At 68.3% G+C, this 24,133-nt stretch carries 22 protein-coding genes; 4 read left to right on the forward strand and 18 right to left on the reverse strand.

Annotated features, from left to right (window positions below):
* Window positions 1–66: 66 nt before the first annotated feature.
* Window positions 67–696 (forward strand): TetR/AcrR family transcriptional regulator, encoded by a 630-nt coding sequence (locus tag EV652_RS38205; protein ID WP_132214786.1) that lies wholly within the window; start codon window positions 67–69, stop codon window positions 694–696.
* Here EV652_RS38205 and EV652_RS38210 read toward each other — a convergent pair.
* From EV652_RS38210 to EV652_RS38230, 5 genes are all read right to left on the reverse strand, one after another.
* On the reverse strand, window positions 686–1,723 hold the full coding sequence (locus EV652_RS38210) for a zinc-dependent alcohol dehydrogenase family protein (RefSeq protein WP_132214788.1): 1,038 nt from the start codon (window positions 1,721–1,723) through the stop codon (window positions 686–688). The two genes, EV652_RS38205 and EV652_RS38210, sit on opposite strands and share 11 nt — an antisense overlap.
* A 37-nt stretch (window positions 1,724–1,760) precedes the next feature.
* Window positions 1,761–2,729, reverse strand: coding sequence for an aldo/keto reductase (locus EV652_RS38215; protein WP_132214790.1), 969 nt, complete (start codon window positions 2,727–2,729; stop codon window positions 1,761–1,763).
* Between the two features lie 4 nt (window positions 2,730–2,733).
* The gene (locus EV652_RS38220; RefSeq protein WP_132214792.1) at window positions 2,734–3,123 is read right to left on the reverse strand and encodes a DUF2255 family protein; all 390 of its coding nucleotides are present in this window, start codon (window positions 3,121–3,123) and stop codon (window positions 2,734–2,736) included.
* Window positions 3,120–3,458 carry a carboxymuconolactone decarboxylase family protein gene (locus EV652_RS38225; protein WP_132214794.1) on the reverse strand — a complete coding sequence of 113 codons (339 nt, stop codon included), beginning with the start codon at window positions 3,456–3,458 and terminating at the stop codon, window positions 3,120–3,122. The genes EV652_RS38220 and EV652_RS38225 overlap by 4 nt, the downstream gene beginning before the upstream one ends.
* 213 nt (window positions 3,459–3,671) lie before the next feature.
* Window positions 3,672–5,030 carry an MFS transporter gene (locus EV652_RS38230; protein ID WP_199238636.1) on the reverse strand — a complete coding sequence of 453 codons (1,359 nt, stop codon included), beginning with the start codon at window positions 5,028–5,030 and terminating at the stop codon, window positions 3,672–3,674.
* A 100-nt stretch (window positions 5,031–5,130) separates the two neighbouring features.
* Between EV652_RS38230 and EV652_RS38235 the strand changes: the two genes are divergently transcribed.
* A complete protein-coding gene (locus EV652_RS38235) occupies window positions 5,131–6,012 on the forward strand; it encodes a helix-turn-helix transcriptional regulator (protein WP_132214796.1) in 882 nt (293 codons plus the stop codon).
* A gap of 192 nt (window positions 6,013–6,204) precedes the next feature.
* Here the strand turns inward: EV652_RS38235 and EV652_RS38245 are convergent, their stop codons facing one another.
* Both EV652_RS38245 and EV652_RS38250 read right to left on the reverse strand, forming a co-directional pair.
* Window positions 6,205–7,089: an aldo/keto reductase gene (locus tag EV652_RS38245; RefSeq protein WP_132214798.1), complete on the reverse strand. Its 885-nt coding sequence runs from the start codon at window positions 7,087–7,089 to the stop codon at window positions 6,205–6,207.
* Window positions 7,090–7,164: 75 nt separating this feature from the next.
* Entirely contained in the window at window positions 7,165–7,743 is a 579-nt protein-coding gene (locus EV652_RS38250; protein ID WP_132214800.1) for a dihydrofolate reductase family protein, read from the reverse strand.
* Between the two features lie 180 nt (window positions 7,744–7,923).
* Here EV652_RS38250 and EV652_RS38255 point away from each other — a divergent pair, with 180 nt between their 5' ends.
* A complete protein-coding gene (locus tag EV652_RS38255; RefSeq protein WP_132214802.1) occupies window positions 7,924–8,769 on the forward strand; it encodes an aminoglycoside adenylyltransferase domain-containing protein in 846 nt (281 codons plus the stop codon).
* Window positions 8,770–8,785: 16 nt separating this feature from the next.
* On the opposite strand, the gene EV652_RS38260 is transcribed toward EV652_RS38255, so the two are convergent.
* From EV652_RS38260 to EV652_RS38300, 9 genes are read right to left on the reverse strand one after another with little or no spacing between them, the layout of a single operon-like run.
* Complete coding sequence (locus EV652_RS38260) at window positions 8,786–9,553, reverse strand: hypothetical protein (protein ID WP_132214804.1); 768 nt, start codon at window positions 9,551–9,553, stop codon at window positions 8,786–8,788.
* Between the two features lie 14 nt (window positions 9,554–9,567).
* The gene (locus tag EV652_RS38265; protein WP_132214806.1) at window positions 9,568–9,918 is read right to left on the reverse strand and encodes an STAS domain-containing protein; all 351 of its coding nucleotides are present in this window, start codon (window positions 9,916–9,918) and stop codon (window positions 9,568–9,570) included.
* Window positions 9,911–10,276 carry an STAS domain-containing protein gene (locus EV652_RS38270; protein WP_132214808.1) on the reverse strand — a complete coding sequence of 122 codons (366 nt, stop codon included), beginning with the start codon at window positions 10,274–10,276 and terminating at the stop codon, window positions 9,911–9,913. The genes EV652_RS38265 and EV652_RS38270 overlap by 8 nt, the downstream gene beginning before the upstream one ends.
* Window positions 10,263–11,897, reverse strand: coding sequence for an ATP-binding SpoIIE family protein phosphatase (locus EV652_RS38275; protein ID WP_132214810.1), 1,635 nt, complete (start codon window positions 11,895–11,897; stop codon window positions 10,263–10,265). Before EV652_RS38275 ends, EV652_RS38270 begins: the two co-directional genes overlap by 14 nt.
* Before the next feature lie 12 nt (window positions 11,898–11,909).
* Window positions 11,910–13,124, reverse strand: coding sequence for a hypothetical protein (locus tag EV652_RS38280; RefSeq protein ID WP_132214812.1), 1,215 nt, complete (start codon window positions 13,122–13,124; stop codon window positions 11,910–11,912).
* Window positions 13,121–14,299: a hypothetical protein gene (locus EV652_RS38285; protein ID WP_132214814.1), complete on the reverse strand. Its 1,179-nt coding sequence runs from the start codon at window positions 14,297–14,299 to the stop codon at window positions 13,121–13,123. Before EV652_RS38285 ends, EV652_RS38280 begins: the two co-directional genes overlap by 4 nt.
* Window positions 14,296–15,468 carry a hypothetical protein gene (locus EV652_RS38290; protein WP_132214816.1) on the reverse strand — a complete coding sequence of 391 codons (1,173 nt, stop codon included), beginning with the start codon at window positions 15,466–15,468 and terminating at the stop codon, window positions 14,296–14,298. The genes EV652_RS38285 and EV652_RS38290 overlap by 4 nt, the downstream gene beginning before the upstream one ends.
* Complete coding sequence (locus tag EV652_RS38295; protein WP_132214818.1) at window positions 15,465–16,664, reverse strand: hypothetical protein; 1,200 nt, start codon at window positions 16,662–16,664, stop codon at window positions 15,465–15,467. Before EV652_RS38295 ends, EV652_RS38290 begins: the two co-directional genes overlap by 4 nt.
* Complete coding sequence (locus EV652_RS38300) at window positions 16,661–17,872, reverse strand: hypothetical protein (RefSeq protein WP_132214820.1); 1,212 nt, start codon at window positions 17,870–17,872, stop codon at window positions 16,661–16,663. The genes EV652_RS38295 and EV652_RS38300 overlap by 4 nt, the downstream gene beginning before the upstream one ends.
* Before the next feature lie 131 nt (window positions 17,873–18,003).
* On the opposite strand from EV652_RS38300, the gene EV652_RS38305 reads away from it, so the two are divergent.
* On the forward strand, window positions 18,004–20,787 hold the full coding sequence (locus EV652_RS38305; protein WP_132214821.1) for an ATP-binding protein: 2,784 nt from the start codon (window positions 18,004–18,006) through the stop codon (window positions 20,785–20,787).
* Window positions 20,788–20,817: 30 nt separating this feature from the next.
* Here EV652_RS38305 and EV652_RS38310 read toward each other — a convergent pair whose 3' ends face one another.
* Window positions 20,818–21,129, reverse strand: coding sequence for an antibiotic biosynthesis monooxygenase family protein (locus tag EV652_RS38310; RefSeq protein ID WP_132214823.1), 312 nt, complete (start codon window positions 21,127–21,129; stop codon window positions 20,818–20,820).
* Window positions 21,130–21,227: 98 nt separating this feature from the next.
* Window positions 21,228–24,119 (reverse strand): ATP-binding protein, encoded by a 2,892-nt coding sequence (locus EV652_RS38315; protein ID WP_158441470.1) that lies wholly within the window; start codon window positions 24,117–24,119, stop codon window positions 21,228–21,230.
* Window positions 24,120–24,133 lie beyond the last annotated feature (14 nt).

A 24,133-nucleotide genomic window follows, 5' to 3' on the forward strand; every position in this document is an offset into this window, starting at 1 on the left:
AGGTCGCGGTGGTTGCGACAAGGATCGGTTCTCGGTGGGTGTCCCGAGTGAGACAAGGAGCCCGAAATGTCACAGTCCGCGGACAACCTGCGCGTCCGGCGAACCCGCAAACTGCTGCGGGAGGCGTTGATCGAGCTCATTGACGAGCGCGACTTCGAGCGGCTCACGGTGGGAGAGATCACCGAGCGGGCGATGGTCAGCCGGGCCGCCTTCTACCGCAACTACCGCGACAAGTACGAGCTGGTCGAGCAGATCTTCGACGAGGCGATGAGCGCGGTGCTCGGGACGATGGCCGGCGGCGGCGCGGACCCACCGCTGGACCGGTGGGTGGTGTTCTTCGAGCACGTCGGCGAGTACCACCGGCTCTACGGTGCGTTGCTCGGCCGGCGAGGGAGCCCCTGGTTTGCCACCCGGATGCGCGGCACCCTCGCGGACATGGTCAGCGAGCACCTGGAGATCCCGAACGCACCACCGTCACCCGGTCGCGGAAAGGCCGACGGCCTGGTACCCACCGTCCTGGGTGCGATGTTCGTCCAGGCCATCACCTGGTGGCTGGACCAAGGTCGTCCCGTGGCGCCCCAAGTGATCGCCACCCAGACCGCAAAGCTCGCCGAAGCCGTCATCAACGAGGCCAACCACTGGACCTCCCAGCCAACGCTTGCCAAAAGCACCGATCACGGGCTACCTAGGGCTTGACCAGGACCTTGAGGGCTGTGCGCTGGTCCATCGCGCGGTAGCCATCGGCAACGTCGGCCAGGGGTACCTCGCTGTCGAAGACCTTGCCGGGGTCGATCTCACCCGCGAGGACGCCGGGGAGCAGGGTTTCGATGTATGCGCGAGCCGGAGCCGGGCCGCCAGTCAAGGTGATGTTGCGACCAAAGAGGCTGCCGAATCCGACCGGCGCGTCCTCATACTGCGGTACGCCGACCCGGCTGATGACACCGCCGTCCCGGACGACGCCGACCGCCTGCTCGTACGCGGGCATGTGGCCGACGGCCTCGAGTACGACGTGCGTGCCGTCACCGCCGGTCAGGTCACGAACGCGCGCGATGCCCTCGTCGCCTCGCTCGGCCACGACGTCGGTCGCCCCGAATTCGCGGCCGAGGTCGGTACGCACGGTGTGGCGGCCCATCAGGATGATCCGTTCGGCGCCGAGGCCCTTGGCGGACAAGACGGCCAGCAGTCCGACGGCACCGTCGCCGATGACAGTGACGGTCGTGCGCGGGTTGACATTGGCCTTGACGGCCGCGTGGTACCCGGTTCCGTACACGTCGGACAGTGTGAGCAGGGAAGGGATCAGCGGGGAGCTCTCCTCCACGGGTACGGCGACCAGTGTGCCGTCGGCAAGCGGGACCCGGACAGCCTCAGCTTGTCCGCCGCCGACGCCGTTGGCGTTCCAGAAGCCGCCGTGCCGGCACGAGGTCTGCAGGCCCTCGCGGCAGAAGTCGCAGGTCCCGTCGGACCAGGCGAACGGGGTGATCACCAGATCGCCGGACTTGACCGTCGTCACCTCACGGCCGGTCTGCTCGACAACCCCGACGAACTCGTGGCCCATCGAGTTGCCCTCGGGTTTGGCGGCCATGGAGTGGTACGGGTGGAGGTCGGAGCCGCAGACGCAGGCTCGCACGACGCGGACGATCGCGTCGGTGGGTTCCTGGACGGTCGGGTCGGGTACGTCGACGACCCGGACGTCACCGGCGCCGTACATGAAAGTCGCTCGCATCAGATTCCTTCAAATTCATCGGGTTCGGGATGGCTAGTCAGTAGCCAGTGGGTTCGCGCGGGGTGTACTGCGCTTCCAGCGCACGAACCTCTTCGTCAGTGAGGGTGATGTCCAGAGCAGCGGCCGCGTCGGCGAGATGGTGCTCTTTGGTCGCGCCGACGATGGGCGCAGTGACCACGGGGTTCCTCAGCACCCAGGCCAGCGCGACCCGGGCCATGGGGACACCGCGTGCGTCGGCGACCTGCTGGACGGCGTCGGCGATCGGCTTGTCGTCATCGCTGAAGAACTGCTCGGCGATCGGGTCGTTGCCCGCACGGGCGGTGCGGGTGCCCCAGGGACGCGCGAGCCGGCCTTTGGCGAGCGGGCTCCAGGGGATCGACCCGACCCCTTGGTCGGCGAGTAGCCCGAACATCTCGCGTTCTTCCTCGCGCTGCATCAGGCTGTACTGGTTCTGCATCGAGACGAACTTCGTCCAGCCGTGCAGCTGGGCGGTGTACTGCATCTTGGCGAACTGCCAGGCCCACATCGACGACGCGCCGAGGTAGCGCACCTTGCCGGATTTCACCACGTCGTGCAGCGCCTCCATCGTTTCCTCGACCGGCGTGTCCGGGTCGAAGCGATGGATCTGGTAAAGGTCGACGTACTCGGTGCCGAGCCGGGTGAGCGAGGCGTCGATCTGCTCCATGATCGCCTTGCGGGACAGGCCTTTGCCGCCTGGGCCGTCGTGCATCGGGAAACGCACCTTGGTAGCGAGCACGATGTCCTCGCGGCGCGTGTACTTGTGAATCGCCCGGCCGACGATCTCCTCGGAGGTCCCGAAGCCGTAGACGTTCGCGGTGTCCCAGAAGGTGATGCCCAGATCGAGGGCCTGGCGGAAGATCGGTTCGGCGGCAGCGTCATCGAGCGCCCACGCGTTGAACCCGCGAGAGGTGTCGCCGAAGCTCATGCACCCCAACGCAACGCGGCTCACTGTCAGGCCCGAGTTGCCCAGTCTCGTGTAGTGCATGGACTCACTCCTTCTCGGTGTGGCTGGGTACGAGCCGCAGCGTGCCGGGCGCGGCTTTGGCGCCGACGACGGTGCCGACGATCTGCGGACCGTACCGGTCGTACTTCGCGTGGTACGCCGCGTCGACCGCTGGGTGCACGTCGTCACCTGGAACCACGAAGTCGACATCTCGTTCGATGCCATCGGCACGGATTCGGCCCCGGCCGCTGATCGTTGCGTAGCGGAACCACGGGTTGTCAGTGCCGTAGGCAGACCGGACGTAGAGGTCGTCGCCGGCGCGCACCACCCAGATCGTCCTGAACCGTCGCAGCGATCCGTCCTTGCGCAGGGAGCTGACCTGCAACTCGGTCGAACCCCCGATCCGTTCCAGCTCCGTGTCGCTCCAGCCGCTCATTGTCCGCTCCCTGCGTCGCCGAAGACGTCCTTGGCGACCGTGATCGCTGACATCGCACGCGGCCAGCCCGCGTAGAAGGCCAGGTGGATGATGGCCTCTTTCAGCTCGGTCTCCGTGAGTCCGTTCGCTTTCGCACGAGCCAGGTGGCCACGCAGCTGTTCAGTGCTGCCGTTGGTTACCAGTGCTGCGCAAGTGATCAGGCTCCGGTCGCGTTGACTGAGCTCCGGGCGCGCCCAGACATCACCGAACAGCACGTCATCGGTGAGCGAGACCAGCTTGGGGGCGAAGTCGCCGATCAGCCGCTGGGCGGGTGTCTGTCCCTCGGTGTCCGTCATGGATCTGTGTCCTCCTTCTGATAGTACGTTCGTCGAATTCCCGGGTGGGTCAAGGCTGGGCCCGGTGTTTGGTCGGCTGCGTCGCGAGATGTCAGGTACAGGGCTACTCCACGGTGGCGGAGGTCGTGGCTGGTTCTGCCGGGCGAGCCCTGGAAGTAGGCGCGACGGTTTGGTGGCGCCGCGCCGGCGGCACGACGAGTGTCAACACGACGATCAGGCACAGGGCCAGTAGGCCGCTGCCGGCGAACAGCGCGGTGTCCACCCGCGCGGTGAGCGCCAAGGCGGCTGATTGCATACCTGTACCGGCTGTCGCTGAAGCTGCGACGAGAAGCCGAGCCCGAGTGCCATCCCCAGCTGGTGGAAGGTGTTCACGAGTCCGGAGGCCGCTCCGGCGTCTTCGGCCGGGACGTCAGCGATACCTGCCGAGGTCAGCGGAGCGAACGCCAGGCCCTGCCCGGCGCCAATCAGCACCATCGGCAATGCAACCGCGTCCCAGTACGAGTCGGTCGCCTGTACGCGGCTCAGCCAGACCATCCCGAGGAACGTCAGCACCACACCGACCGCCAACGGCACGGCCTGACCGAACCGCCTGGTCAACCGCGGGATCGTCAGGGCGACGGCGAAGTTCACCAGCGTCATCGGGAAGAAGGCGATGCCGGCCTGGAACGCGCTGAACCCGAGCACCCCCTGCATGAACTGGGTCGAGAAGTAGAAGAACCCGATCATCGCGCCGAGGTACAGCAGCCGTGCCAGGTAGGCGCCGACCCGCCGCCGGTCGGCGAACAACCGCAACGGCATGATCGGCTGCCGCGCCCGCCGTTCACCGGCGACCAGCACCACCATCAGCACCGCACCGAGGATCAGCATCGCGACTGTCATCGGCGATCCCCACCCGGCCTCGGCCGAATGAATGATCGCGAACACCACCGCGCCGACACCCAGGGTCGCGCTGACCGCGCCGGTCAGGTCGAACCGGCCAGAGATGCGGTTCGTTTCGGGGATGAACCGCGGCGCCAGCACGATCATCGCCACACCGATCGGCACGTTGATGAAGAAGCCGGCCCGCCACGACACCCAGTCGGCCAACGCTCCACCGATCACCATCCCGAGGCTGGCTCCGATCCCGGCCGTGGCGCCGTACAACGCAACCGCCCTGGCACGTTCCCGTCCTTCAGCGAAACTTGCCGTCAGCAACGATAGCGACGACGGTGCAACGATCGCCGCCCCGACACCCTGAAGAGCCCGGGCGCCGATCAGCCACCAGCCCGACTGGGCCGCTCCGACGAGCAGCGACGCGACCGCGAAGACAGCCAGGCCGAACACGAAGACCCGGCGCCGTCCCAACAGATCCCCGGCGCGAGCACCGAGCAGCAGCAACCCGCCGAACACCAGCGTGTAGGCGTCCTGGACCCACGCCAGCCCGGTCGTGGAGTACCCCATCGCGGTATGAATCGTCGGCAGCGCCGTGAAAATGATCGAGTTGTCCAGCAAGATCATGAAGTAGCTGACCAGGATGATCGCCAGGATCACCGAGCCGGCCGGCCGGGCAGCGTGCGGGTGCGATGGGTTCACGCTGCCAGTCAACGCCCGCTCGCGCGGCCGCGGGAGTGCCTGTTGTTCCAGGTAATGCCAGTACCTCCCTCACCGTGACCGCCCCCTCTACGGTGGTGGCATGGACAACCGAGCTGAGGTGCGTGAGTTCCTCGCCTCGCGGCGGGCGCGGATCACGCCCGAGCAGGCAGGCCTCCCGGCGTACGGCCGAAACCGCCGGGTCAAGGGACTGCGGCGCGAAGAGGTCGCCATGCTCGCCGGTGTCAGCATCGACTACTACGTCCGGATGGAGCGCGGCAACCTCGGCGGCGCCTCCGACGCAGTACTCGAAGGCGTCGCCCGGGCACTGCAACTCGACGATGCCGAGCGCGGCCACCTCTTCGATCTCGCCCGCGCCAGCGACCCGGCGCCCGCCCGAAAGCGCAAACCCGCGCCCGCCACGGTGCCCACCAGCGTCCAGCTCGTCCTCGACGCCGTCGGTGACGCGCCGGCCTGGATCCGCAACGCCCGCCATGACATGCTCGCCGCCAACCGGATGGCCCGGGCGCTCTACGCGCCACTGCTCGCCGACCCACGCAGACCGGCGAACAACGCTCGCTTCGTCTACCTCGATCCGGCGTCCCAGGACTTCTTCCCCGACTGGGAACGCGCCGCCGACGACATCGCGGCCATGCTGCGTTCCGAAGCCGGCCGCAACCCCCACGACAAGAAGCTGATCGAGCTCATCGGCGAACTGTCAACGCAGAGCGAGGACTTCCGCACCCGCTGGGCCGCTCACAACGTGCGTTTCCACCGCACCGGCCTGAAGCGGCTCCATCACCCGGTCGTCGGCGACCTCGAAATCATCTTCGAGGCGATGGAGTTCCCCGCCCACCCCGGGCTCACCTTGCCCGTCTACACCGCGGCCAAGGACAGTCCTACCGCCGACAGCCTCAAACTGCTGGCCAGCTGGGCGGCCACCGCCGAAGAATCCGGAGAGCTGGCAACACACACGTACAGCTGACCGACGTCCTCCGGCCACCCGCCGCTGAGCCTCGTAGCCGGCGCGGACTTCCTCGGTACGTACCGTCGCGACGGTCATGCGCTGGCCCTCCTCGCGCGGCGACGCGATCGGGTCCAGCCAGACGTCACCGGTGAAGCGCTCGGGCGGGTTCTTCGTGGACGGCGTACGAGGATCGATCTGCATGCGTCCTCCTCAGGCCTCGGGGATCTGGAGGCCGAAGTTCTCGCGGGTGATCTGCTCCGGCTCGGGGCCACCGCGGACGCCGGTGTCGAGGGCGTCGATCGCAGACAGTTGGTCGGTGGTGAGTTCGAAGTCGAAGATGTCGAGGTTCTCGGCGATCCGCGAGGGCGTGACCGATTTCGGGATGGCCTGACGGCCCTGCTGTAGGTGCCAGCGCAGCATGACCTGGGCGGGCGTTTTGCCGTGTGCCGCCGCGATCTCCCTGATGGTGGCGTCCTCCAACGTGCTGCCGTGGGAGCCGTCGCGGTAGAAGGTGATCCCACCGATCGGCGACCATGCCTGCGAGAGGATCTCGTGCTTGGTGTCGACCGAGAGCACCTCGGACTGGCGGAAGTAGGGGTGTACCTCGATCTGGTTGACGGCCGGCACCACCGACGTGGCCTCCAGCAGCCGGCCAAGGTGGTCGGGCATGAAGTTGCTGACCCCGATCGCACGAACCTTGCCGTCGGCCAGCAGCTTCTCCAGCGCCGTATAGGCCCCGATGGTCAACTCGAACTCGCCGGGCAGCGCCTGATGCAGGATCAGGAGGTCGATCTGGTCGATCCCGAGCTTGCCCGCGCTCTTGTCGAAGGCGTGCAGCGTCTCGTCGTAGCCGTAATCGGTGATCCAGACCTTCGTCTCGACGAAGATCTCGGAGCGGTCGAGACCGGAGCGACGGATCGCCTCGCCGACCTCGCGCTCGTTGAGGTATGCCGCGGCGGTGTCGATGTGCCGGTAGCCGGTGGCCAGCGCCGTCTCCACGGCCGCGATGGTCTCGTCCGGAGGTGTCTGGAAGACACCGAAGCCGATTGCGGGCATCTCGACGCCGTTGTTGAGCCTGAGAACAGGAGTCGTCATGCCTGGAACGCTAGTCCCCGCTGCTGCCGGGTGGGAGTGACTGTCGAGCCAGGTACTGCCAGGGCATGTCTCGCACTAGACATGCAGGGTGGGCCGGTAGATGAGTTCTTGCGTGTGACCGTCGAGCGTGCGGCTCTCGATCAGCTCGAGGTCGAAGTCGGCCGCACCCTGGAAGATCGGGTCCACCCCGGTCTGACCGGTGATCACCGGGAAGAGCGTCACCTGGACGCGGTCGACCAGACCGGCGGCCATCAGCGCCCGGTTCAGCGACAGGCTGCCGTGCGAGCGCAACGGCACCTCGGACTCCTCCTTCAGCCGGGCGACGACGTCGACGGCGTCGCCGCTCACGAGGGTCGCGTCCGGCCAATCGAGGGGCCCTTCCAACGTCGACGACACCACCGTTGCGGGCAGGCTCCTCATCCGAGTGACCCAGGGGTCACGCACCTCGGACTCCTCGGTGCTCGCGGCCAGCATCCGCGCGAACGCCCGATACGTGTTGGCCCCGAAGACCATCCGCTGCTCCTCGCCGTACAAGGCAAGGCGGTGGTCGAGCAGCTCGGGGCCTTGCTTGCCCCAGTAGCCGGTCCAGTTGGCGCTGGCGGCGCCGTACCCGTCGAGGCTGGAAAAGACGTCGAAGGTGTAGGTAGCGGTCATGATGCTCTCCTTGAGTAGGTGGGCCGCCCTCGTGGGCGGCCGCTCACCCCTGCTACGAACACATCTGCCCAGATCCGACACCGCCTCCCGGACTTCTTTCGAGGACTTTCGGTACGCCGGTTGTGACGGTGGCGAACCAGCGTGGTCAGCGACAGGGCGCAGGTTTGACAGACTCGCCGCATGGAACCTGACCGTGTTGACGAGACCAGGGCGGGCGGTGGGGCCGACGCAGCCCCCGAGGACGTGGCCGGAGCAATCGTGACGGCTCTCGCATCCGAACTCGGTACGTCGTTACTTGGCGTCATCGGCCACGGGTCGTGGGTCCACGGCGACTTTGCGCCGGGTCGGAGCGATCTGGACTTGCTGGTCGTGCTGCAGCACGACCCCTCGCCAGAGCTGATGAGGCGCATCGAGCCCATCCTGTCCACGGTCGTCGAGGCCAATCCACCGTGGCGCGACCGCCTCGAGCTGGGCTTCGTCACGCGCGAGGCTGTCCACGATGTGCTCCGAGAGTCGAGCATTCCGCACCAGTCCGCGCGGATCAGTCCGGGCGAACCACTTCACCTCATCCCCGCCACGCGCCACCAGATCCTCGACTGGGAGGCGGCAACGCGGGGTGTCGCCTTGTACGGTCCGTCCCCAGCTGAGCTTCTTCCGCCGATACCCGCCCCGATCGTGCGAACGGTCGTCCAGGAGCATCTATCCAGCTGGACAACCTGGCTGGACGGGGTCGAAACCGGCGACCCTGCTGCCTACGGATCCCAGGCGTACGCAGTCCTCACCGTCAGCCGCGCGGCCGCTCTCCTGTGCACCGGAGAGCGACTATCCAAGCGGCAGGCGGCACACTGGGCAACCACCAGGTATCCGCAGTGGGACCGCTGGATCGGCTGGGCAGAGGCCTGGTGGTACGACGGAGGTTCGCACAACGACCCGCCACCCAGCGACGGGCGCAGCGTCAAGCAATTCGCAGCTGACGTATCAGCCTCATGTGAGCAGGCAGCCCAGGCCGTCCACCGGCGCCGCTGACCTCGGCGCGGACGGGTCAGGCGTCGGCTCGGTTTCGGTGGGCAAGGCTTTGGGCGCCGCGGACAGGGGCCTCCAGCATGTAGATCGTGGAGCGGATCGCCGAGGAGTGCCACACGTTGCGCCATCTCGACCATTGGCGTTTCTTGTCCACGCAGACGACCTTGGTGTCGACAGCCGCGTCCGGATGGCCGAAGTGTGCGGCCAGGTTGCCGAGTGTCTGGCTCCAGAATCGGTTCTCCTGGCGATGGCCGCCCATCATGAGCGCCAGTTCGAAGATCGGGTCCGAGGCGCGCATCAGAACCTGCGTCTGTACGACGGTCTCGTCGTCCTGCTGCGATGCGCTGAATGTGATCCAGCCGGCGAACATGTGCCCCTGTGGCGTCATCAACGTGAATGACTCCTCGTCGGCGTACAGCACCATCACGCCGGTCGACAGCTTGGACCCGCCAGGCATCCGCATGTTGAGGAGAGCGACGTCACCGGGTTCGATGCCGGTGAGCGGTGCGTAGAAGTGGTTGCCGGGCGGCCAGAACTCACCGAAGTCCTTGCGCCAGGTGGCGATGAGATCGGTCGGCGTGACGCGCTCGGACGGCAGCCGGACCAGGTAGGTTTTCTGCCACATCTTCCCGAAGCCCTGGATCGGGCTGGTGAGTTGGCGGCCGTCCACGTTGAGGTTCATGGCACCTTCGGGCACCTGCGAGACCTTCAGCCGCGAGACCAGTTTCGCCCAGTTGGCCGCGTCGCGGTTGGCCGCGGCTGGCTTGTCGTCGTTGCTGTTGGTCATGGCGTGCACTCCCTCTATGCCGCGCCGGCCGCGGCCAGCGCATCCTGCTCGGTATCGTGGATGCCGATCGCCTCGTCGAGGCGAGTGAGCTCGAAGATCTGGCGGTAGTGCTCGGACAGGCCGTACGCCAGAAGCCGTTGCGAACGCCGCCTGGCGCGCACCAGCAAGGTGACCAGCAGCCCGATGCCGCCGCTGTTCATGTACGACAGTCCGGTGAAGTTGAGGATCACCGCCGTGACGTCGCCGGCGCTCTCGTAGGCGTGCATGAGCACCTCCTCCGACCCTGCCGTGACGTCTCCCTGGACGTCGACGACGCCGGCCGTCCCCTTTCGGCGTACGTCGAATGTCGCTGTTGCCTCAGCCATCTCTGTCCCCTCCCGCGCCGTGGACGGCGCTGTCCTCGTCGGTGTCGATCGCCATGAAGTCGGCCAGCCGGGTGATCTCGAAGATCTCGCGGTAGTGGTCGGTGAGGCCGTACGCCCGGATCGGGATGCGGTGTGCCCGCGCGCTGGCGAGCAGGCCGACCACGAGGGCGATGCCGGTCGAGTTGATGTAGCCGCTGTTCTCGAAGCTGAGGACCACGGCATCGGGCCGCTCGGTGGTCGCGGCGCTCCAGGCCTCGTCCAGTGCGGACTCGGCCGCGGCGTTGAGATCACCGACCAGTTCGATGACTGCTACGCCGTCCCGCCGGCGTACGTGTGCGAGCGCTTCACGTGTCGTCATCGTCGTCTCCTACCTTCAGCTCCGGTTCGAGGTGCATGACGAGCTCGACGGTGTGGTGTTCCCCGTCGCCGGTCTCGCGCGCCTCGTCGACCATGTTCTTGATCAGGAACAGTCCCCAGCCACGAGGCCGCTGGAGGCCTGCGAGCTTCGCCTCCAAGTCGGGCACCTCGGCCTGGTCGGGCGCCGACGGCGCACCACCGAGGTCGGCGACCTCGACGCGGATCCGGCCGGGCTCGGCGTACACCCGGACCGTGACCGGACGGTCGGCCTGGTAGGCGTTGCCGTGCTCCATCGCGTTCATCGTGGCTTCGGCGACCGCGGTCTCGAGGCGGCGGAGCCGGGCGGGTGCGAGGCCGAGCGGCGCGACTGTCGCGGCGACTCGTTCGAGCGCCATCCGCTCGTTGCCCTCGGCACTCGGTACCTCGAACTCGGCGAGCAGCTGCCCGATGACCTTGCCGTTGGGGCTGTCGCTCTGATCCGGCTCCCGTTGCAGCACGACCATGGTGATGTCGTCCTCCTGCTCGGCGTCAGATCCGGTGTGGTCGTGCAGGTCCGCGAGCACCAGGTCGATCAGCTCGCCGCCGCCCGGGTACCGCGCGACCGCTTCCTTGAGACGCGGGAAACCGAACATCTGTCCCTGCGGGTCGTGCGCCTCGACGATGCCGTCGGAGTGCAGCAGCAACGAGTCACCGGGCGCGAGAAGCGTCTCGCGCTCCTCATACTTCATCCCGGTCATCAGACCCAGCGGCATGCCGCGGGCGCGCAGTTCGACCGAGCCCAGGGCTGTCTTGACGTATGGCAGGTCGTGCCCGGCGTTGGCGAATCGGAAGTGGCCGGTGGTCGGGTCGAGAACGCCGTACAGGCAGGTGACGAACATCTTCGCGGGCATGTCCGGGCAGAGGTGTTCGTTGACCCGCTCGAGCACCGCGCCGGGTTCGATCAGTCGCTGGGCGGAGGCACGCAGCACGCTGCGGGTGGCGGCCATGACCAGCGCTGCCGGTACGCCCTTGTCGGTGACATCGCCGATGACGAAGCCGACCTGGCCATCGGCCAGCGGGATCACGTCGTAGAAGTCGCCGCCCACCTCACGGGCAGGTTGGTAGCAGGCCGCGACCTGCCAGCCGGACAACTCGGGGAGCTGTTTGGGCAGGAAGTTCTGCTGGATCAGCCGGGCCACCTCGAGCTCTTGCTCGAAGCGCTGGCGGGTGCGGGCCTCAGCCTCCTGCTGGCGGACCAGCTGGCCGACCCGCAGGGCCGGCGCAGCCTGTGCGGCGAGGTTGTCGAGCAGTTTGCGGTCGTCGCTGGAGTACTCCTGCTCGGACCTGCGCGGTCCGAGGTTCAGTACGCCGATCAGTTCGCCCTGGCTCACCAGCGGCACGGCGAGCTTGACGCCCGCGGCCTTCAGCTCTGCCAGGGCAGGCGAGTCAAGCTTGAGCGCCTCCACGTCCACCGCGCCGCTCGCGCTCTGCAGGTAGGCCAGCAGCGGGTCGTTGGGAGCGATGTCGACCGGCGTCGACTCGTCGCCCGGGACCGGTTGCACGCGGCGCTCGGGCGTCGGGTCAGCTGCCCCGGCGGCGGTTCGCCTGCGGAGGCGGCGGAAGGTGCTGCTCAATGCGACCATCACAAGCCCTTTCTACTGGCCGGTCGTCCGGGAATCGTTACGGTCGTCGGTTCGCAGCCACAGCGACACATTGGTCGGCTGCATGGTGTCGTGAACGACGTTGCGCAGGTCTGCGGCCAGCGCCTGCAAGTCGAGTTCATGGCGCAGCCGTACGCCGAAAGCCTCCAGCGTGCGTGCGGCGTCGTACCGGTGCCGGAAGAACCGCCGATCCACCCCGGCTTGGATCCGCGAGCGCACCGGGCGGAACAACCCCGCCACCGCCAGGGTCGACACCGCCACAGCCAGGCCGGACCCCTGCGTCACCGGACGCAGCACCAGCTGCAGCAACAGGACACTCCCGAGGTACGCCGTACCCAGCGTCACGGTCAGAGCGCCGTACACCAACGTCTTGTTGATCACCACGTCGATGTCGTAGAGGCGGTATCGGAGGACGGCGAGCCCGGCGGCGACCGGCAGCCCGGCGAGAGCCAGCAGCCCGACGACGAAGGCGGCGTCCGCGACCGGCCCGGCAGGCATCGCGCTGGCCGCCCCGAGCCCCACGCCGACGATCACGGCGGCGTAGGTGAACCACTTGAGCTGTTGACGTTCAACCCCTCGCGATCGTCGCAGGCGGACGACCAGGGCGGCCGCGGCGGTCACCAGCACCGGGGGTGCCAGCAGGTCGGTGGCGTCCAACAGCCAGCGTGCGAGCTCGGCCCCCTGGCCGGTCGGCGCGACCGGGTTGTCGAAGGCGGGATTGATCTCGTCGGGGGCGAGTGCCACGGCCACCGTCGCCAGCGTGACGGCGACAGCGACGAACCACCCGGCCCAACGCCATCGTCGCGACGGCAGCCGGCCCGTCGGGAAGAGCATGAACAGGAAGGCGGTGAGACCGAAGATCAGCGGGATGCTGGTCCAGCTGCCGACCCATGCTGCCCACTCGTCACCGGGCAGCGGACCGAGGCCCTCCACCAGGCTCAGCTCGGCATAGGCATCCACCGCGAACGCCAGGTCGATCCCGACACCGAGTGCGAGCAGGATCCACCCCACGGCGTTCCGCGGGAGTCGGGACGCGACGACCGCGCCGAGCGCGCCGATCGCGGCGGCACCGAGGCCGACCAGCGCCAAACCGACACCGATGAGCAGTTCCGCCGGCCCCGTCCACCCGACCGCGGTCACCACCACCGCTGCGGAGACCCCGAGGGCGCTCCCCGTGGCGAAGATCAGCCAGGGCAGCCGCGCTGTCACCGCGGGCTCCGCAACCACAGCGTCACGTGGGTCGGCTGAATGGTGTCGTGAACGACGTTGCGCAGGTCGGTGGCCAGCGTCTGCAGGTCGACTTCTTCGCGCAGCCGTAGGCCGAACGCGTCCAGCGTCCGGGCGGCGTCGTACCTGCTCCGGAAGAACCGCCGGTCCACCGCGGCCTGGATCCGCGAGCGCACCGGGCGGAACAGGGCCGCCACCGCAAGAGTCGACACCGCCACGGCCGGTCCCGAGCCCTGCGTCACCGGACGCAACAGCAACTGGAGCAGCAGCACGCTGCCCAGGTATCCGGCGGCCAGCGTGACGGTCAGGGCGCCGTACACGATCGTGCGGTTGATCACCACGTCGATGTCGTACAGGCGATGGCGCAGGATGCCGATGCCGGTCGCGACGGGAAGACCCAGAACGCTCAGCAGGATCGCGGCGTTGGCCACGGCCGGAGTGAGAAGCTCGTAGCCGGCTGTGCCGATCGCGATCGTCGCGGCGGCCAGGGCACCGGCCCAGACCAGCCACTTGATCTGCTGGCGCTGCACGTAGCCGACTCTGCCGAACCGCAGGATCAGCGACAGCGACGAGGCGACGAGGACGCCCAGTACCGTCAGCATCGTCACACCCTCGCCGATCGTTCGCACCACGCTGTCGACGGCGTACGGGTTCGCCAAGGTGGGGAAATCTTCGAGCGGACCCGGCTTCGTGGCGCTGGTAGCGAAGAGTCCAGCGATACCAAGCACACCGCACCACGCCAGCGGTCGCCACCGTCGGGACAGCAGCCGGCCGTCCGGAAACAGCAAGGGCAGGTACGCCGCCGGCACCAGGACGACCGGAATCCACGAAACGGTCGCGTACGCGGCCGCCGCCTCGGCCAAGGAGCCGGCCGAACCTGACCCGGCTTGCCGGTAGTCGGCGTAGCCTCTGGTCAGGGATCCGAGACCGTTGGCCACCGCGGACGCGCAGAAGATCCAGCCGATCGGATTGCGCGGATGCCGTCGCGCGATCAGGATCCCGACAGTGCAGAACACCAGCAACACCACAACGATCAGGTCTCCCGAGCCCAACCCGAGCGTTCCGGCGGCGGCGGTCAGACCGATAGCGATCGCAGTAAGCCCCACGGCCACCCCGCCGAGCGCCCACGCCAGGAGCGCTGCGGCACGGGCGCTCATCGGTCGGCGCTCCGCAGCCAGAGGGACACGTGGTCCGGCTGCATGGTGTCGCGCACCGCGGATTGCAGGTCGGCGCCGAGGGCATCGACATCCAGTTCGTCGCGCAGCCTTACGCTGAAGGCCGCCAACGTCCGGGTCGCGTCGTACTTGCGCCGGAAGAACCGCCGGTCCACCACGGCCTGGATTCGCGACCGGACCGGGCGGAACAACGCGGCGACCGTGAGTGTCGACGCCGCCACCGCCAGACCCGATGCCTCGGTCAGCGGGCGCAGCACCAGCTGCAGCAGCAGGACGCTGCCGACGTACGCCGCACCCAGTGAAACCGTCAGACCGCCGTAGACGAGCGTCCGATTGACCACGACATCGATGTCGAACAGCCGATGCCGCTGGATCGCGATCCCGGTTGCGACCGGCACAGTGGCGAGCGCCAAGGAGGGGATCAGTTCCTGGTAAGGAGCGGTCGCCGGACCACCCAAGGTGTCCAATCCGACCACCGCGCAGAGACCGGCGGCGACGAGCATCCCGGCGTACATGAGCCACTTGATCTGCTGGCGTTCCACGGTGCGCGCGGCGCGATAGCGGACCACCAGCGACAGGATGGAGGCGGCGACTGCCATCAGAAGAGCGACCGTTCCGACCGCGGTCAGCGCACTCCACAGGTCAATGCCGACGTCGACCCCGAACGGGTTGTCCACTGTGATGTCCTGCATCGGACCCGGTGCGAACGCGGCTGCGACGAACTGCGCCAGGAAGCCGCCGACGGCAAGCCAGGCGACCGGACGCCAGCGCCTCGACGGCAATCGGCCGGTCGGAAAGAGCAGCAGCCCGAAGGTTGGCGCCAGCCACACCGGTAGCCAGGCCCAGGTCGAGAACCAACCGACCACAAAGGCCGGCTGGTCCATGCCCAGCCGGATGAGCTCGTCGGCCGCGTAGCCGGCGAATCCCACCAGCACCGAGCTCACTCCGGCCAGGAGCAGAATCCAGCCGATCGGATGGCGTGGTCGCCGCGACACGATCAGCGCGCCGACCGACACGAAGGCCAGCACGAACACCAACCAGCCGGCGGACGTCGGGATCCCGTCGCTCCTGGTGACCTCGTCCACCACACCAGCCATCGGGACGCTGACCGCGAACAACCAGACCAGACTGATCGGTACCCACCGCTTCATCGGGAACCCCGCAACCACAGCGACACCTGGGTCGGCTGCATGGTGTCGCGCACTACGACTTGCAGGTCGTTGCCCAGCGCATCGACGTCCAGTTGGTCCCGCAGCCGCGAGCCGAAGGCTTGCAGCGTCCGGGCCGCGTCGTACTTGTGCCGGAAGAACCGCCGATCCACCAGCAGCTGGATCCGACGCCGCGCCGGGCGGAACAACGCCGCCACCGCGAGCGTGGACATCGCCACTGCCAGATCCGACCCCTGCGTCAACGGGTTCAGCACCAGTTGGAGGAGCAGCACACTCCCGAGGTACGACGCACCCAGCGTCACGGTCAGAGCGCCGTACACCAGCGTCCGGTTGATGACGACGTCGATGTCGTACAGCTGATGACGAAGGATCGCGATGCCGATGGCCGACGGCAGACCGACGAGGAGCAGGACGACCAGCGACCACCAGGCAATCACGACGAGCACGTCCAGCCACGGCGGGAGATCGTCACCCGCGACCACGCTGACCAGCGCGAGAACCATGAACGGAACGAGCGCCAGCATGCAGACGTAGGCGAACCAAGTGACCTGCTGACGCGCGCGACCGCGCGATCGCCGCAGTCGCAGGACCACGGAGACCCCACCGAGTACGAGTGTGGCGGCCGCGAGAAGTTCGCCGGCGCCGTACAGCCAGGAGAGCGCGTCGCCAACGGGTCCTCCGATGCCGAGCGGGTTGCGAATCGGGCGGTCCGCCGGGAGTTCGAAAACGCCCGGCGCGAAAGCGGTCCCGACGATGTTGGCCCCGACAGCACCGACGCCGAGCCCGACGACGACCCGCCACCGTCGCGACAGCAGCCGGCCGGCGGGGAACACCAAGGCGAGGAACAGGGCTGGGAGATAGAGCCACACGAACAGCAACCAACTGTTGAGCCACCCCGCCCACGCCGCACCGGGCGCCGACGCCCGGCTGGCGTACACGGTCGTGAAGGTATCGAGGCCTAGGGCAACAGCAGCGACGAGAAGGAGCCAGCCCACTGCGTTGCCGGGCTGCCGTGACGCGACGAGCGCACCGACGAGCGCGAAGCCGATCCCGGTCGCGACCAGCGCGTCGGAGGCATGTCCGTTGCGAACCGCCACCAGCACAGGCGTTGTCGCGGCCAGCACCACGAAGAAGCCGAACAGGCTCCAGGCGAGCCACCTGGCGACCCGGGGGCTCATCGGTCGCCCCTCCGCAGCCACAGCGACACGTGGGCCGGCTGCATGGTGTCGCGCACAACCGCCTGGAGATCGGTGCCGAGGGCATCGAGATCCAGTTGGTCTCGCAACCGTGCACCGAACGCCTCCAGGGTCCGGGCCGCGTCGTACCGACGCCGGAAGAACCGCCGGTCGACCATCGCCTGGATCCGCGACCGCACCGGGCGGAACAGGCCCGCCACCAGGAGGGTCGACACCGCCACCGCCAGGCCCGACCCTCGCGTCACCGGGCTCAATACCAACTGCAGCAACAAGACACTGCCGACGTACGCCGCAGCCAGCGTCACGGTCAGGGCGCCGTACACCAGCGTCCGGTTGACGACGACGTCGATGTCGTACAGGCGATAACGCAGGATCGCGACACCGACGGCCACCGGCATGGCCAGCAGCAAACCCGCGAAGGCCAGTTCGGACACCGGGATGCCGCCGACGTGCAGTTCGGTGGACGACAGCGCGGTCGTGATGGGAATGGACCCGATCAGCAGGGCTCCGAGGTAGAACATCCACGAGATCTGCTGCCGTTCCACCCCTCGCGATCGCCGGAAGCGCAGCGCCATTGCCACCAGCGCGAAGACGAGCCCGGCGGCCAGGGCGGGTGCGGCGAGATCGCCGACCACGGACAGGGCAGGGATCGTGACCGGGAACGGGTTCGCGACCGTCGGGAAGTAGTGCAGCTCCCCCGGCGTGAGGAACGTGCCCGCGACGTAGGCCGCTACGTCGATCGCCACCGCCCAGACGAGCCACCGCCACCTTCGCGACGGCACGTGCCCGGTCGGGAACAGCACGAACACCAGGAGCGAGGTGGCCGCGACAGAGGGCCAGATCACGGCATCGGCTATGAGGCCGGCCCAGGCGCCACCAGGCACTGTCCCCGGCGCCCGGAGCAGGGCGTAGGCGCCGTACTCGAGCAGGGCCTGCGCGAAGGCGTTGCCCAGCCCGGTGGCGAGGAACAGCCAGCCGATCGCGTTGCCCGGCTGCCGTAGCGTGATCGCCACGCCGACCGTCGGAAAGCCCAGGATCGCCACGTCGATCACGGCATCCAAGGAGCCGTAAGACCCCGCCGGCCTGGCGTCCCCGTTGATGACGAAGAGTACGAGGGCAACTGCAGTCAGTGCGACACACAGGGCCCAGACCGGCCAGGCCAGGCGGGCAGCACCCACTCGATCCCCCATGGACTCCCCTCCCCCTTCAGGCACGGATACTCCTGATCCACCTCTGGACGACATGTTCGCGCTCCGCCGTGCAAGAATCGTTACGGTTTCGGTGCGCGGTCCGCCGCGCCGCCGGCGCACGGGGTGGGGGTGTGGTGATCGAGGTCAGCCTGTTGGGTCCGCCTCGGGTCGAGCGGGCGGGAACGCTGGTCGGGTTCGACACCCGTAAGGCGGTGGCGCTGCTCGCCCATCTGGCCCTGGCCGACCGGCCGCGCCCGCGTGACGCCCTGGCTGATCTGCTGTGGCCGGACAACGACATCGAGCACGCCCGCGGTGCGCTACGGCGGACGCTGTCGACGCTGCGCGCCGCGATCGGGCCCGAGTCCCTGGAGACCACCCGTGATCACCTACGCCTGATCAAGAGCCAGGACCTGACCGTCGATGTCGACTACTTCCGGGCCCTCGTGACCGAGGGGGACCTCGAGACAGCGGTCGGGCTCTTCCGCGGCGAGTTCCTGGAGGGCTTCGGCCTGCGGGACGCCCCGGACTTCGAGGATTGGGCCCGTAATCAGGGCGAAACTCTGCGCCGCGAGCTGACAGGCGCCCTTGCACGACTGGCTGCCGGCTTGGAAGAGACCGGCGACTATTCAGCCGCGCTTGTCCACGTACGGCGCTGGCTGTCGCTCGACCCCCTGCACGAGCCGGCACATCGCGCGCTCATCCGGCTGTACGCGCTCACCGGAGATCGGGCCGCAGCGCTGGTCCAGTACCGACAGTGCGTCCGCACCCTCTCACGCGAGCTAGGGGTCTCACCGCTCCCCGAGACCACCGAGCTCTACGAGGCCGTCAACACCGGCACTCTGGTCGCGGCTGGGTCGTTGCCTGCCGCAAAGACTGCGGAGACTGCGGAGACTGCGGAGCAGGAGATCGAGCCAACGCAGACACCCTTCGTCGGACGGAACGACGACATCCGTGCCGTCCGCGCGGTCTACGACGCGATCGATCATGACGGCCGGTTGGTCGTGGTCGAGGGCGAGGCCGGCATCGGCAAGACCCGCCTGGTCGAGGAGCTTCTCCTCGACCTGTGCAAGAACGGCGCCGCCGTACTGGCCGGCCGGGCGTACGAGGACGAGGCGGCGTTGGCGTACGCGCCACTGGTCGACGCTCTGAGGGCCCGGCTGCGCGAGGACGCCCGCTGGGTCGACGACGTACCGGCCCAGACGATCGCCGAGGTGTCCCGGCTCCTGCCAGAAATTGCCGACGCCCGCCCCGAGCCCCAGGCCGAAGGTCCGGGCGCCGAAGCCAGGTTCCTGGCCGCCGTGTGGGACACCCTCGCGGCGGCTGTGTCCGGGCCGGTCCCCGGCGTGATCCACCTCGACAACGCGCAGTGGCTGGACGAGGCGTCCTTGGTCCTGCTCAGGTACGGCCTGCGCCGGCTCGCGGGTCGGCCGCTGCTGATCACGCTCACCTGGCGAACCCCCGCCGACCACCCGTTCGGCAGTGTGGTCGCGGAGGTAGCGCGAGGCGGTGGCGTCGTACGCCGGCTCGGGCGGCTCGACGTGGATGCGATAGGTGAACTGCTCGCCGCCGCGCGACCCTCGATCGACCCCGAACTGTCGCGCAGGTTGTACGACGAGACAGAGGGCGTGCCGTTGCTGGTCGTCGAATATCTCAACGCCCTCACAACCGGTGCCGATGACAACTGGCCGGTGCCGACCGGCGTCAACGACCTCCTGCGCCAACGCCTCGACCGGGTCAGCGACACTGGCAGGCAAGTGCTGGCCGCCGCGGCAGTCCTCGGGCGATCGTTCGACGTCGACACGGTCCGTGCGGTCAGCGGGCGTACTGACGAAGAGACCGTCGCCTCACTGGAGGAACTGGTACGCCGCGGGCTGATCCGCGAAGGAGCCCTCGACTACGACTTCATCCACGACCAACTGCGAAGGCTCCTGTCCGACGACACCAGCCTGGCCCGGCGCCGACTGCTGCACGCCCGGGCGGCAAACGCCGTACGCGGCCCGGCAGCAGTCGTTGCCCACCACCTCCAACTCGCCGGCCAGGACCAGGAGGCCGCCCAGGCCTACGCAGCCGCCGCCGACCAAGCCCGCAAGGTCTACGCCAACGTTGAGGCCCTCGAACACCTCCACGCGGCGCTAGCGCTCGGGCACGACAGTCCGTCCACGCTGTACGCCTCGATCGGAGACCTTGAAACGCTCGCCGGGGATTACGCCGCCGCAGTGCGCAGCTACGAGTTGGCGGCCGCTGACGCAACCACTGCCAACCTGCCCGGGATCGAACACCGGCTTGGGCGCCTGCGTCACCGGCGCGGGGAGTGGGCACTCGCGGAGGCACACTTCCGCGCCGCGTTGGAAACCCTGCCGCCTGACGAACCCGCCGAGCATGCGCGCGTGACTGCCGACCTGAGCCTCACCCGCCACGACGCCGGCGACACGGCAGGTGCGACGGAACTCGCCCGCCAGGCACTCGCGTTCGCCACCGAGTCAGGCGACCGACGAGCCCTTGGCCAGGCACACAACATGCTCGGCATGCTCGCGACCGCCGACGGCCGCATCGACGACGCCTTCCAGCATCTCAGGACCGGCCGTGACCTCGCCGAGCAGATCGGCGACCTGCCCGGCCGCGTCGCGGCCCTGAACAACCTGGCCCTGGCCCATCGCGCGCATGGAGAACTGGAACCCGCGCTCGACCTCGCCAACACCGCGCTCGCACTGTGCACCGAGGAAGGTGACCGCCACCGCGAGGCCGCGTTGCACAACAACCTCGCCGACCTGCACCACGCGCTGGGTCACCCCGACGAGACGATGCGGCACCTGAAATCAGCGGTAGCGATCTTCGCCGAGGTAGGCGACCCGCTCGGCACGAACATCGACGACGACGAACCCCGTCCGGAGGTGTGGAAACTCGTCCGCTGGTAGGCAGTCAGCCGTCGCGCCGACGAGTGCTGGTCAAGGTGCCGGGGGTGCGACCTCGAAGTGGGCGACCGTTTCCTCCCTGTCGAGGAGGTAGTCGTCGTCTTCCGGGTAGTACTTGGCGCGGTCGATGTCGTCGCCGGCGAAGGCGCGGATGTGATCGAGGTCCGGCCACCAGCTCAGCGTGATGATCTCGGTTCGTCCGTCGCCGAGATCCCGGGTGAGCAGTTGAGCGCCCTGATTACCCGCAGTACGGCGATAGCCGGACATCCCGGTGCGCTCGACGATGTCGACGTACTCGGCCGCCTTCTCGGTAGGCACCCATCCCCGCCACATACGCGCAATCATGCACCCAATCTACCGACCAGCCCACCCAGACCGGTTCGGTGGCCGCCGCCAACGAGGCACTCGGGCATCCCACGAGCAATGACCCGGACAGGCAAAACTCACTCCGTCGTGGGGTCGAGTTTGTTCAGGTGGTTGGCGAGCTCTGTTCTCGAGCGGACCGAGAGTTTGCGGTAGATCCGGGTCAGGTTGGCTTCGACGGTCTTGACGGACATGAAGAGTTCTGCCGCGGCCTCCTGATTCGAGCGGCCCGATGCGACCAGCTCGGCCACTCGGCGTTCCGTTGCCGTGAGCATCGAAGTGGTCGGGTGCAGCCCGACCCGGCCTGCTTCGTCCCGGGCTCGCTCTGCCCAGCGTGGAACGCCCAACCCGTCGAAGGCTTCGGCGGTCACGCCGAGGATCTGGTTAGCCAAACCTTTGTAGCCGGCGCGGCGATAGACCTGTCCTAGCGCGAGCCGGGTCCGGGCCGCCTCGAACGGACACTCCGTTCCCGGTTGATCCACGAGTCGGCGAAGCAGGGCCAAAGCACTGTCCGTGTCCCCGCGCGCTGCTGTCAGCAGCGCCTGGCAGCGGTCGGCCGCGACTGCGGCTTCTGGCCTGCCGGCCGCGCCTTGGCGCCGGAGCAGGGAGATCGCCGTCTCGACGTCTTCCAGCGCGCCGACCTGGAGGGCGGCATCGGCGAGGTCGACGGGCCACAACAGTTGCTCCAGGTCGACCATCTTCGTGCTGGCGAAGATCTCGGCGAGTTCGCGCAGCGGCTCGAGTGCCGAGTGCCAGTTGCGGGCGGAGATCTCGATGAAGCCGACCTGGGCCAGGAAGCCGGCGAGCCAATACATCAACCCCTTGGTTCTCGACCGGGCTACCGCTCGCTCGGCCACTGCGCGAGCCCCGTCCAGGTCGCCGGCGTATACCTTGATCAGGATCCGGGCCATGTTCTCCTGGAGGCCGAAGGCGCTCACCCAGGCACCCGAACGGTCCGCGTCGTCGAGCGCAGCCTGAGCCTCACGAATCCTCGAGCCGCGGATGAGGGCGAGGATCAACCAGATGTAGAGGCTGGACAGATCCCCGTAGCGCCCCGCTTCGACGGCGCGCACGATGGCATCGCGGACAGCTGGTTCAGCCGTGTCATCGTTCCATGCCGCATAGAAGGTCCGAGCGCCGACCCATTCCGCGGGAGTCAGCTCGAGTGACGAACTCTCGACCAGCCGCTCCATGTCGCGCAGCGTCTGCTCGGGCCGGCCCAGCCCCCAGATCCACTCGATCGACTGTCGCTGGTGCAACGCTATGAGCTGGATGTCCGGACGCCCGGCAGCCCGGGCCTCGGTGCTCGCCATCTGGGCCAAACGCAGGGCAAGCCTGCCGTTGCCTTCCATCCGGTGCTGCTCACTGAGCGTTTGCAGAATCTCCGCCCGGACCGTGCCGGGCGGAGCGATCCGGAATGCCTGCTCGGCGAGCGTCCGGGACCCACTGAGGTCGTCTGCCAGCCGCGCCCGCCGCGCCAGCACCTGGGCTCGCTGCTCCGGTGCGGAGGCCAGCTCCGACCCCTTGTCCAGGGCCGACCCTGCCGACAGGGTGTCTCCGGCGCCGATGTACGTGTCCACGGCCCGGATCCAGCGGCGGAAGCTGTCGGCGGTGTCCACATCGGTCGGGCTGGCCACTGCGGCTCTCTCGAACAGCTCGCCGGCCAGTTGCTGAGCTCCACGGCGGCGGGAGATATCGGCAGCGCGCTCCAATTCGCCGGCGACCATTTCGTCCGGCACGACGATCGACTTCGACCGGTGGCGAGCGCGCTCGACCGGATCCTCGAGTTTCTCCGCGAGGACGCGGTGCGCACGACGACGTTCGGCCGGTGCCGCGGCGTCGTAGATGGCCGAGGCGAGCAGGGGGTGGGTGAAGTCGACCACCGATCCGGCTCCGACCCGCGCGATATCAGCGTCGTCGGCAGCTTCGAGAGCTGATCGAAGTCCAGCCTCGTCGACGATCCGTTGCAGCTGCGCCACGGTGAGCCGGCCCGCCGCGGAGACCAGCAACAGGACGTCGCGAGAGCTGTGCGAGAGGAGCACCGAGACCTTCTCGCCGAGGAGTCCTGCCAGGCTCGGAGGGACCGGGAAGATGGGGTCGTGGCCCTGCTGGGCGCTCCAGCGCCACCTCGAGAGGTCGGATTGCATCGCCTGCGCGATCATCAGGGCCAGGAACGGGTTCCCGCCGCTGGCCCGGGCGACTCCGGCCGCCATCGGCGGGGTCCACCGGTGGCCGAGACGCTCGCGAAGGAGCTGACCGATCGCCCAGTCCGCCAAGGGCCGAAGCCTGAGCTCATGGCGCGGCTCGGCCAACGCACGGAGCAAATCGCTACCTGCGTTCGGTTCAGGTCTCGTTCCGACCAGCACACTCAAGCGGCGAGGGTCGAGGTTGCGCAGTGCGAAGCCGAGGCTGCCTTCGCTGGCCGGGTCGAGCCACTGCAGGTCGTCGACGACAAGCGTGATCGGTTGGATCTCGCAGAACTGGGTCAGCAGACCACGTACGGCGAGCGGCACGGCCAAGGCGTCGAGCTCACGCCCATCGGAATCGGCGCGCTGCAGAGCGACCGCCAACGCGCGCTGCTGCGGCTCCGGAAGGCGGTTGAGGGAGCCGTCCGGACACTGATTCACCAGTTCGGCCAAACCTGCGAAGGGCAGCCCTCGGTCGAACTGGGTCGGACTGACCGACAGCACCCTTCGTCCCCGGCGCTGCGCCAACTGATTGGCGACCTTGAGCAGAGTGCTCTTGCCGACACCCGGCTCGCCGATCGCCACCGCGCTGCCGCCTCGATCCAGGACATCGCTCACGACCCGCACAGCGTCGTCACGGCCGAACAGACCGTAAGCGGTCGCGGATACCTCGTCCATCAGGTCATCATCCGGCACCGCGCCGGTCCGATCGAGGGTCGGCTCGCGCTCGATCGAGGGTTTTCCCTGCTGCGATGAGAGCGCTCCTGTCCCTAGCGTCGCCGTCATCTCCCCCAACCCAA

Source organism: Kribbella steppae (assembly GCF_004342025.1).
Classification (GTDB): Bacteria; Actinomycetota; Actinomycetes; order Propionibacteriales; family Kribbellaceae; genus Kribbella; species Kribbella steppae.

Excerpts from the sequence above, each read along its gene's own strand:
- EV652_RS38205 (WP_132214786.1), top strand. The coding sequence starts at position 67 with ATGTCACAGTCCGCGGACAACCTGCGCGTCCGGCGAACCCGCAAACTG.
- EV652_RS38210 (WP_132214788.1), bottom strand. The coding sequence starts at position 1,723 with ATGCGAGCGACTTTCATGTACGGCGCCGGTGACGTCCGGGTCGTCGAC.
- EV652_RS38215 (WP_132214790.1), bottom strand. The coding sequence starts at position 2,729 with ATGCACTACACGAGACTGGGCAACTCGGGCCTGACAGTGAGCCGCGTT.
- EV652_RS38220 (WP_132214792.1), bottom strand. The coding sequence starts at position 3,123 with ATGAGCGGCTGGAGCGACACGGAGCTGGAACGGATCGGGGGTTCGACC.
- EV652_RS38225 (WP_132214794.1), bottom strand. The coding sequence starts at position 3,458 with ATGACGGACACCGAGGGACAGACACCCGCCCAGCGGCTGATCGGCGAC.
- EV652_RS38235 (WP_132214796.1), top strand. The coding sequence starts at position 5,131 with ATGGACAACCGAGCTGAGGTGCGTGAGTTCCTCGCCTCGCGGCGGGCG.
- EV652_RS38245 (WP_132214798.1), bottom strand. The coding sequence starts at position 7,089 with ATGACGACTCCTGTTCTCAGGCTCAACAACGGCGTCGAGATGCCCGCA.
- EV652_RS38250 (WP_132214800.1), bottom strand. The coding sequence starts at position 7,743 with ATGACCGCTACCTACACCTTCGACGTCTTTTCCAGCCTCGACGGGTAC.
- EV652_RS38255 (WP_132214802.1), top strand. The coding sequence starts at position 7,924 with ATGGAACCTGACCGTGTTGACGAGACCAGGGCGGGCGGTGGGGCCGAC.
- EV652_RS38260 (WP_132214804.1), bottom strand. The coding sequence starts at position 9,553 with ATGACCAACAGCAACGACGACAAGCCAGCCGCGGCCAACCGCGACGCG.
- EV652_RS38265 (WP_132214806.1), bottom strand. The coding sequence starts at position 9,918 with ATGGCTGAGGCAACAGCGACATTCGACGTACGCCGAAAGGGGACGGCC.
- EV652_RS38270 (WP_132214808.1), bottom strand. The coding sequence starts at position 10,276 with ATGACGACACGTGAAGCGCTCGCACACGTACGCCGGCGGGACGGCGTA.
- EV652_RS38275 (WP_132214810.1), bottom strand. The coding sequence starts at position 11,897 with ATGGTCGCATTGAGCAGCACCTTCCGCCGCCTCCGCAGGCGAACCGCC.
- EV652_RS38285 (WP_132214814.1), bottom strand. The coding sequence starts at position 14,299 with ATGAGCGCCCGTGCCGCAGCGCTCCTGGCGTGGGCGCTCGGCGGGGTG.
- EV652_RS38290 (WP_132214816.1), bottom strand. The coding sequence starts at position 15,468 with ATGAAGCGGTGGGTACCGATCAGTCTGGTCTGGTTGTTCGCGGTCAGC.
- EV652_RS38295 (WP_132214818.1), bottom strand. The coding sequence starts at position 16,664 with ATGAGCCCCCGGGTCGCCAGGTGGCTCGCCTGGAGCCTGTTCGGCTTC.
- EV652_RS38300 (WP_132214820.1), bottom strand. The coding sequence starts at position 17,872 with ATGGGGGATCGAGTGGGTGCTGCCCGCCTGGCCTGGCCGGTCTGGGCC.
- EV652_RS38310 (WP_132214823.1), bottom strand. The coding sequence starts at position 21,129 with ATGATTGCGCGTATGTGGCGGGGATGGGTGCCTACCGAGAAGGCGGCC.
- EV652_RS38315 (WP_158441470.1), bottom strand. The coding sequence starts at position 24,119 with ATGACGGCGACGCTAGGGACAGGAGCGCTCTCATCGCAGCAGGGAAAA.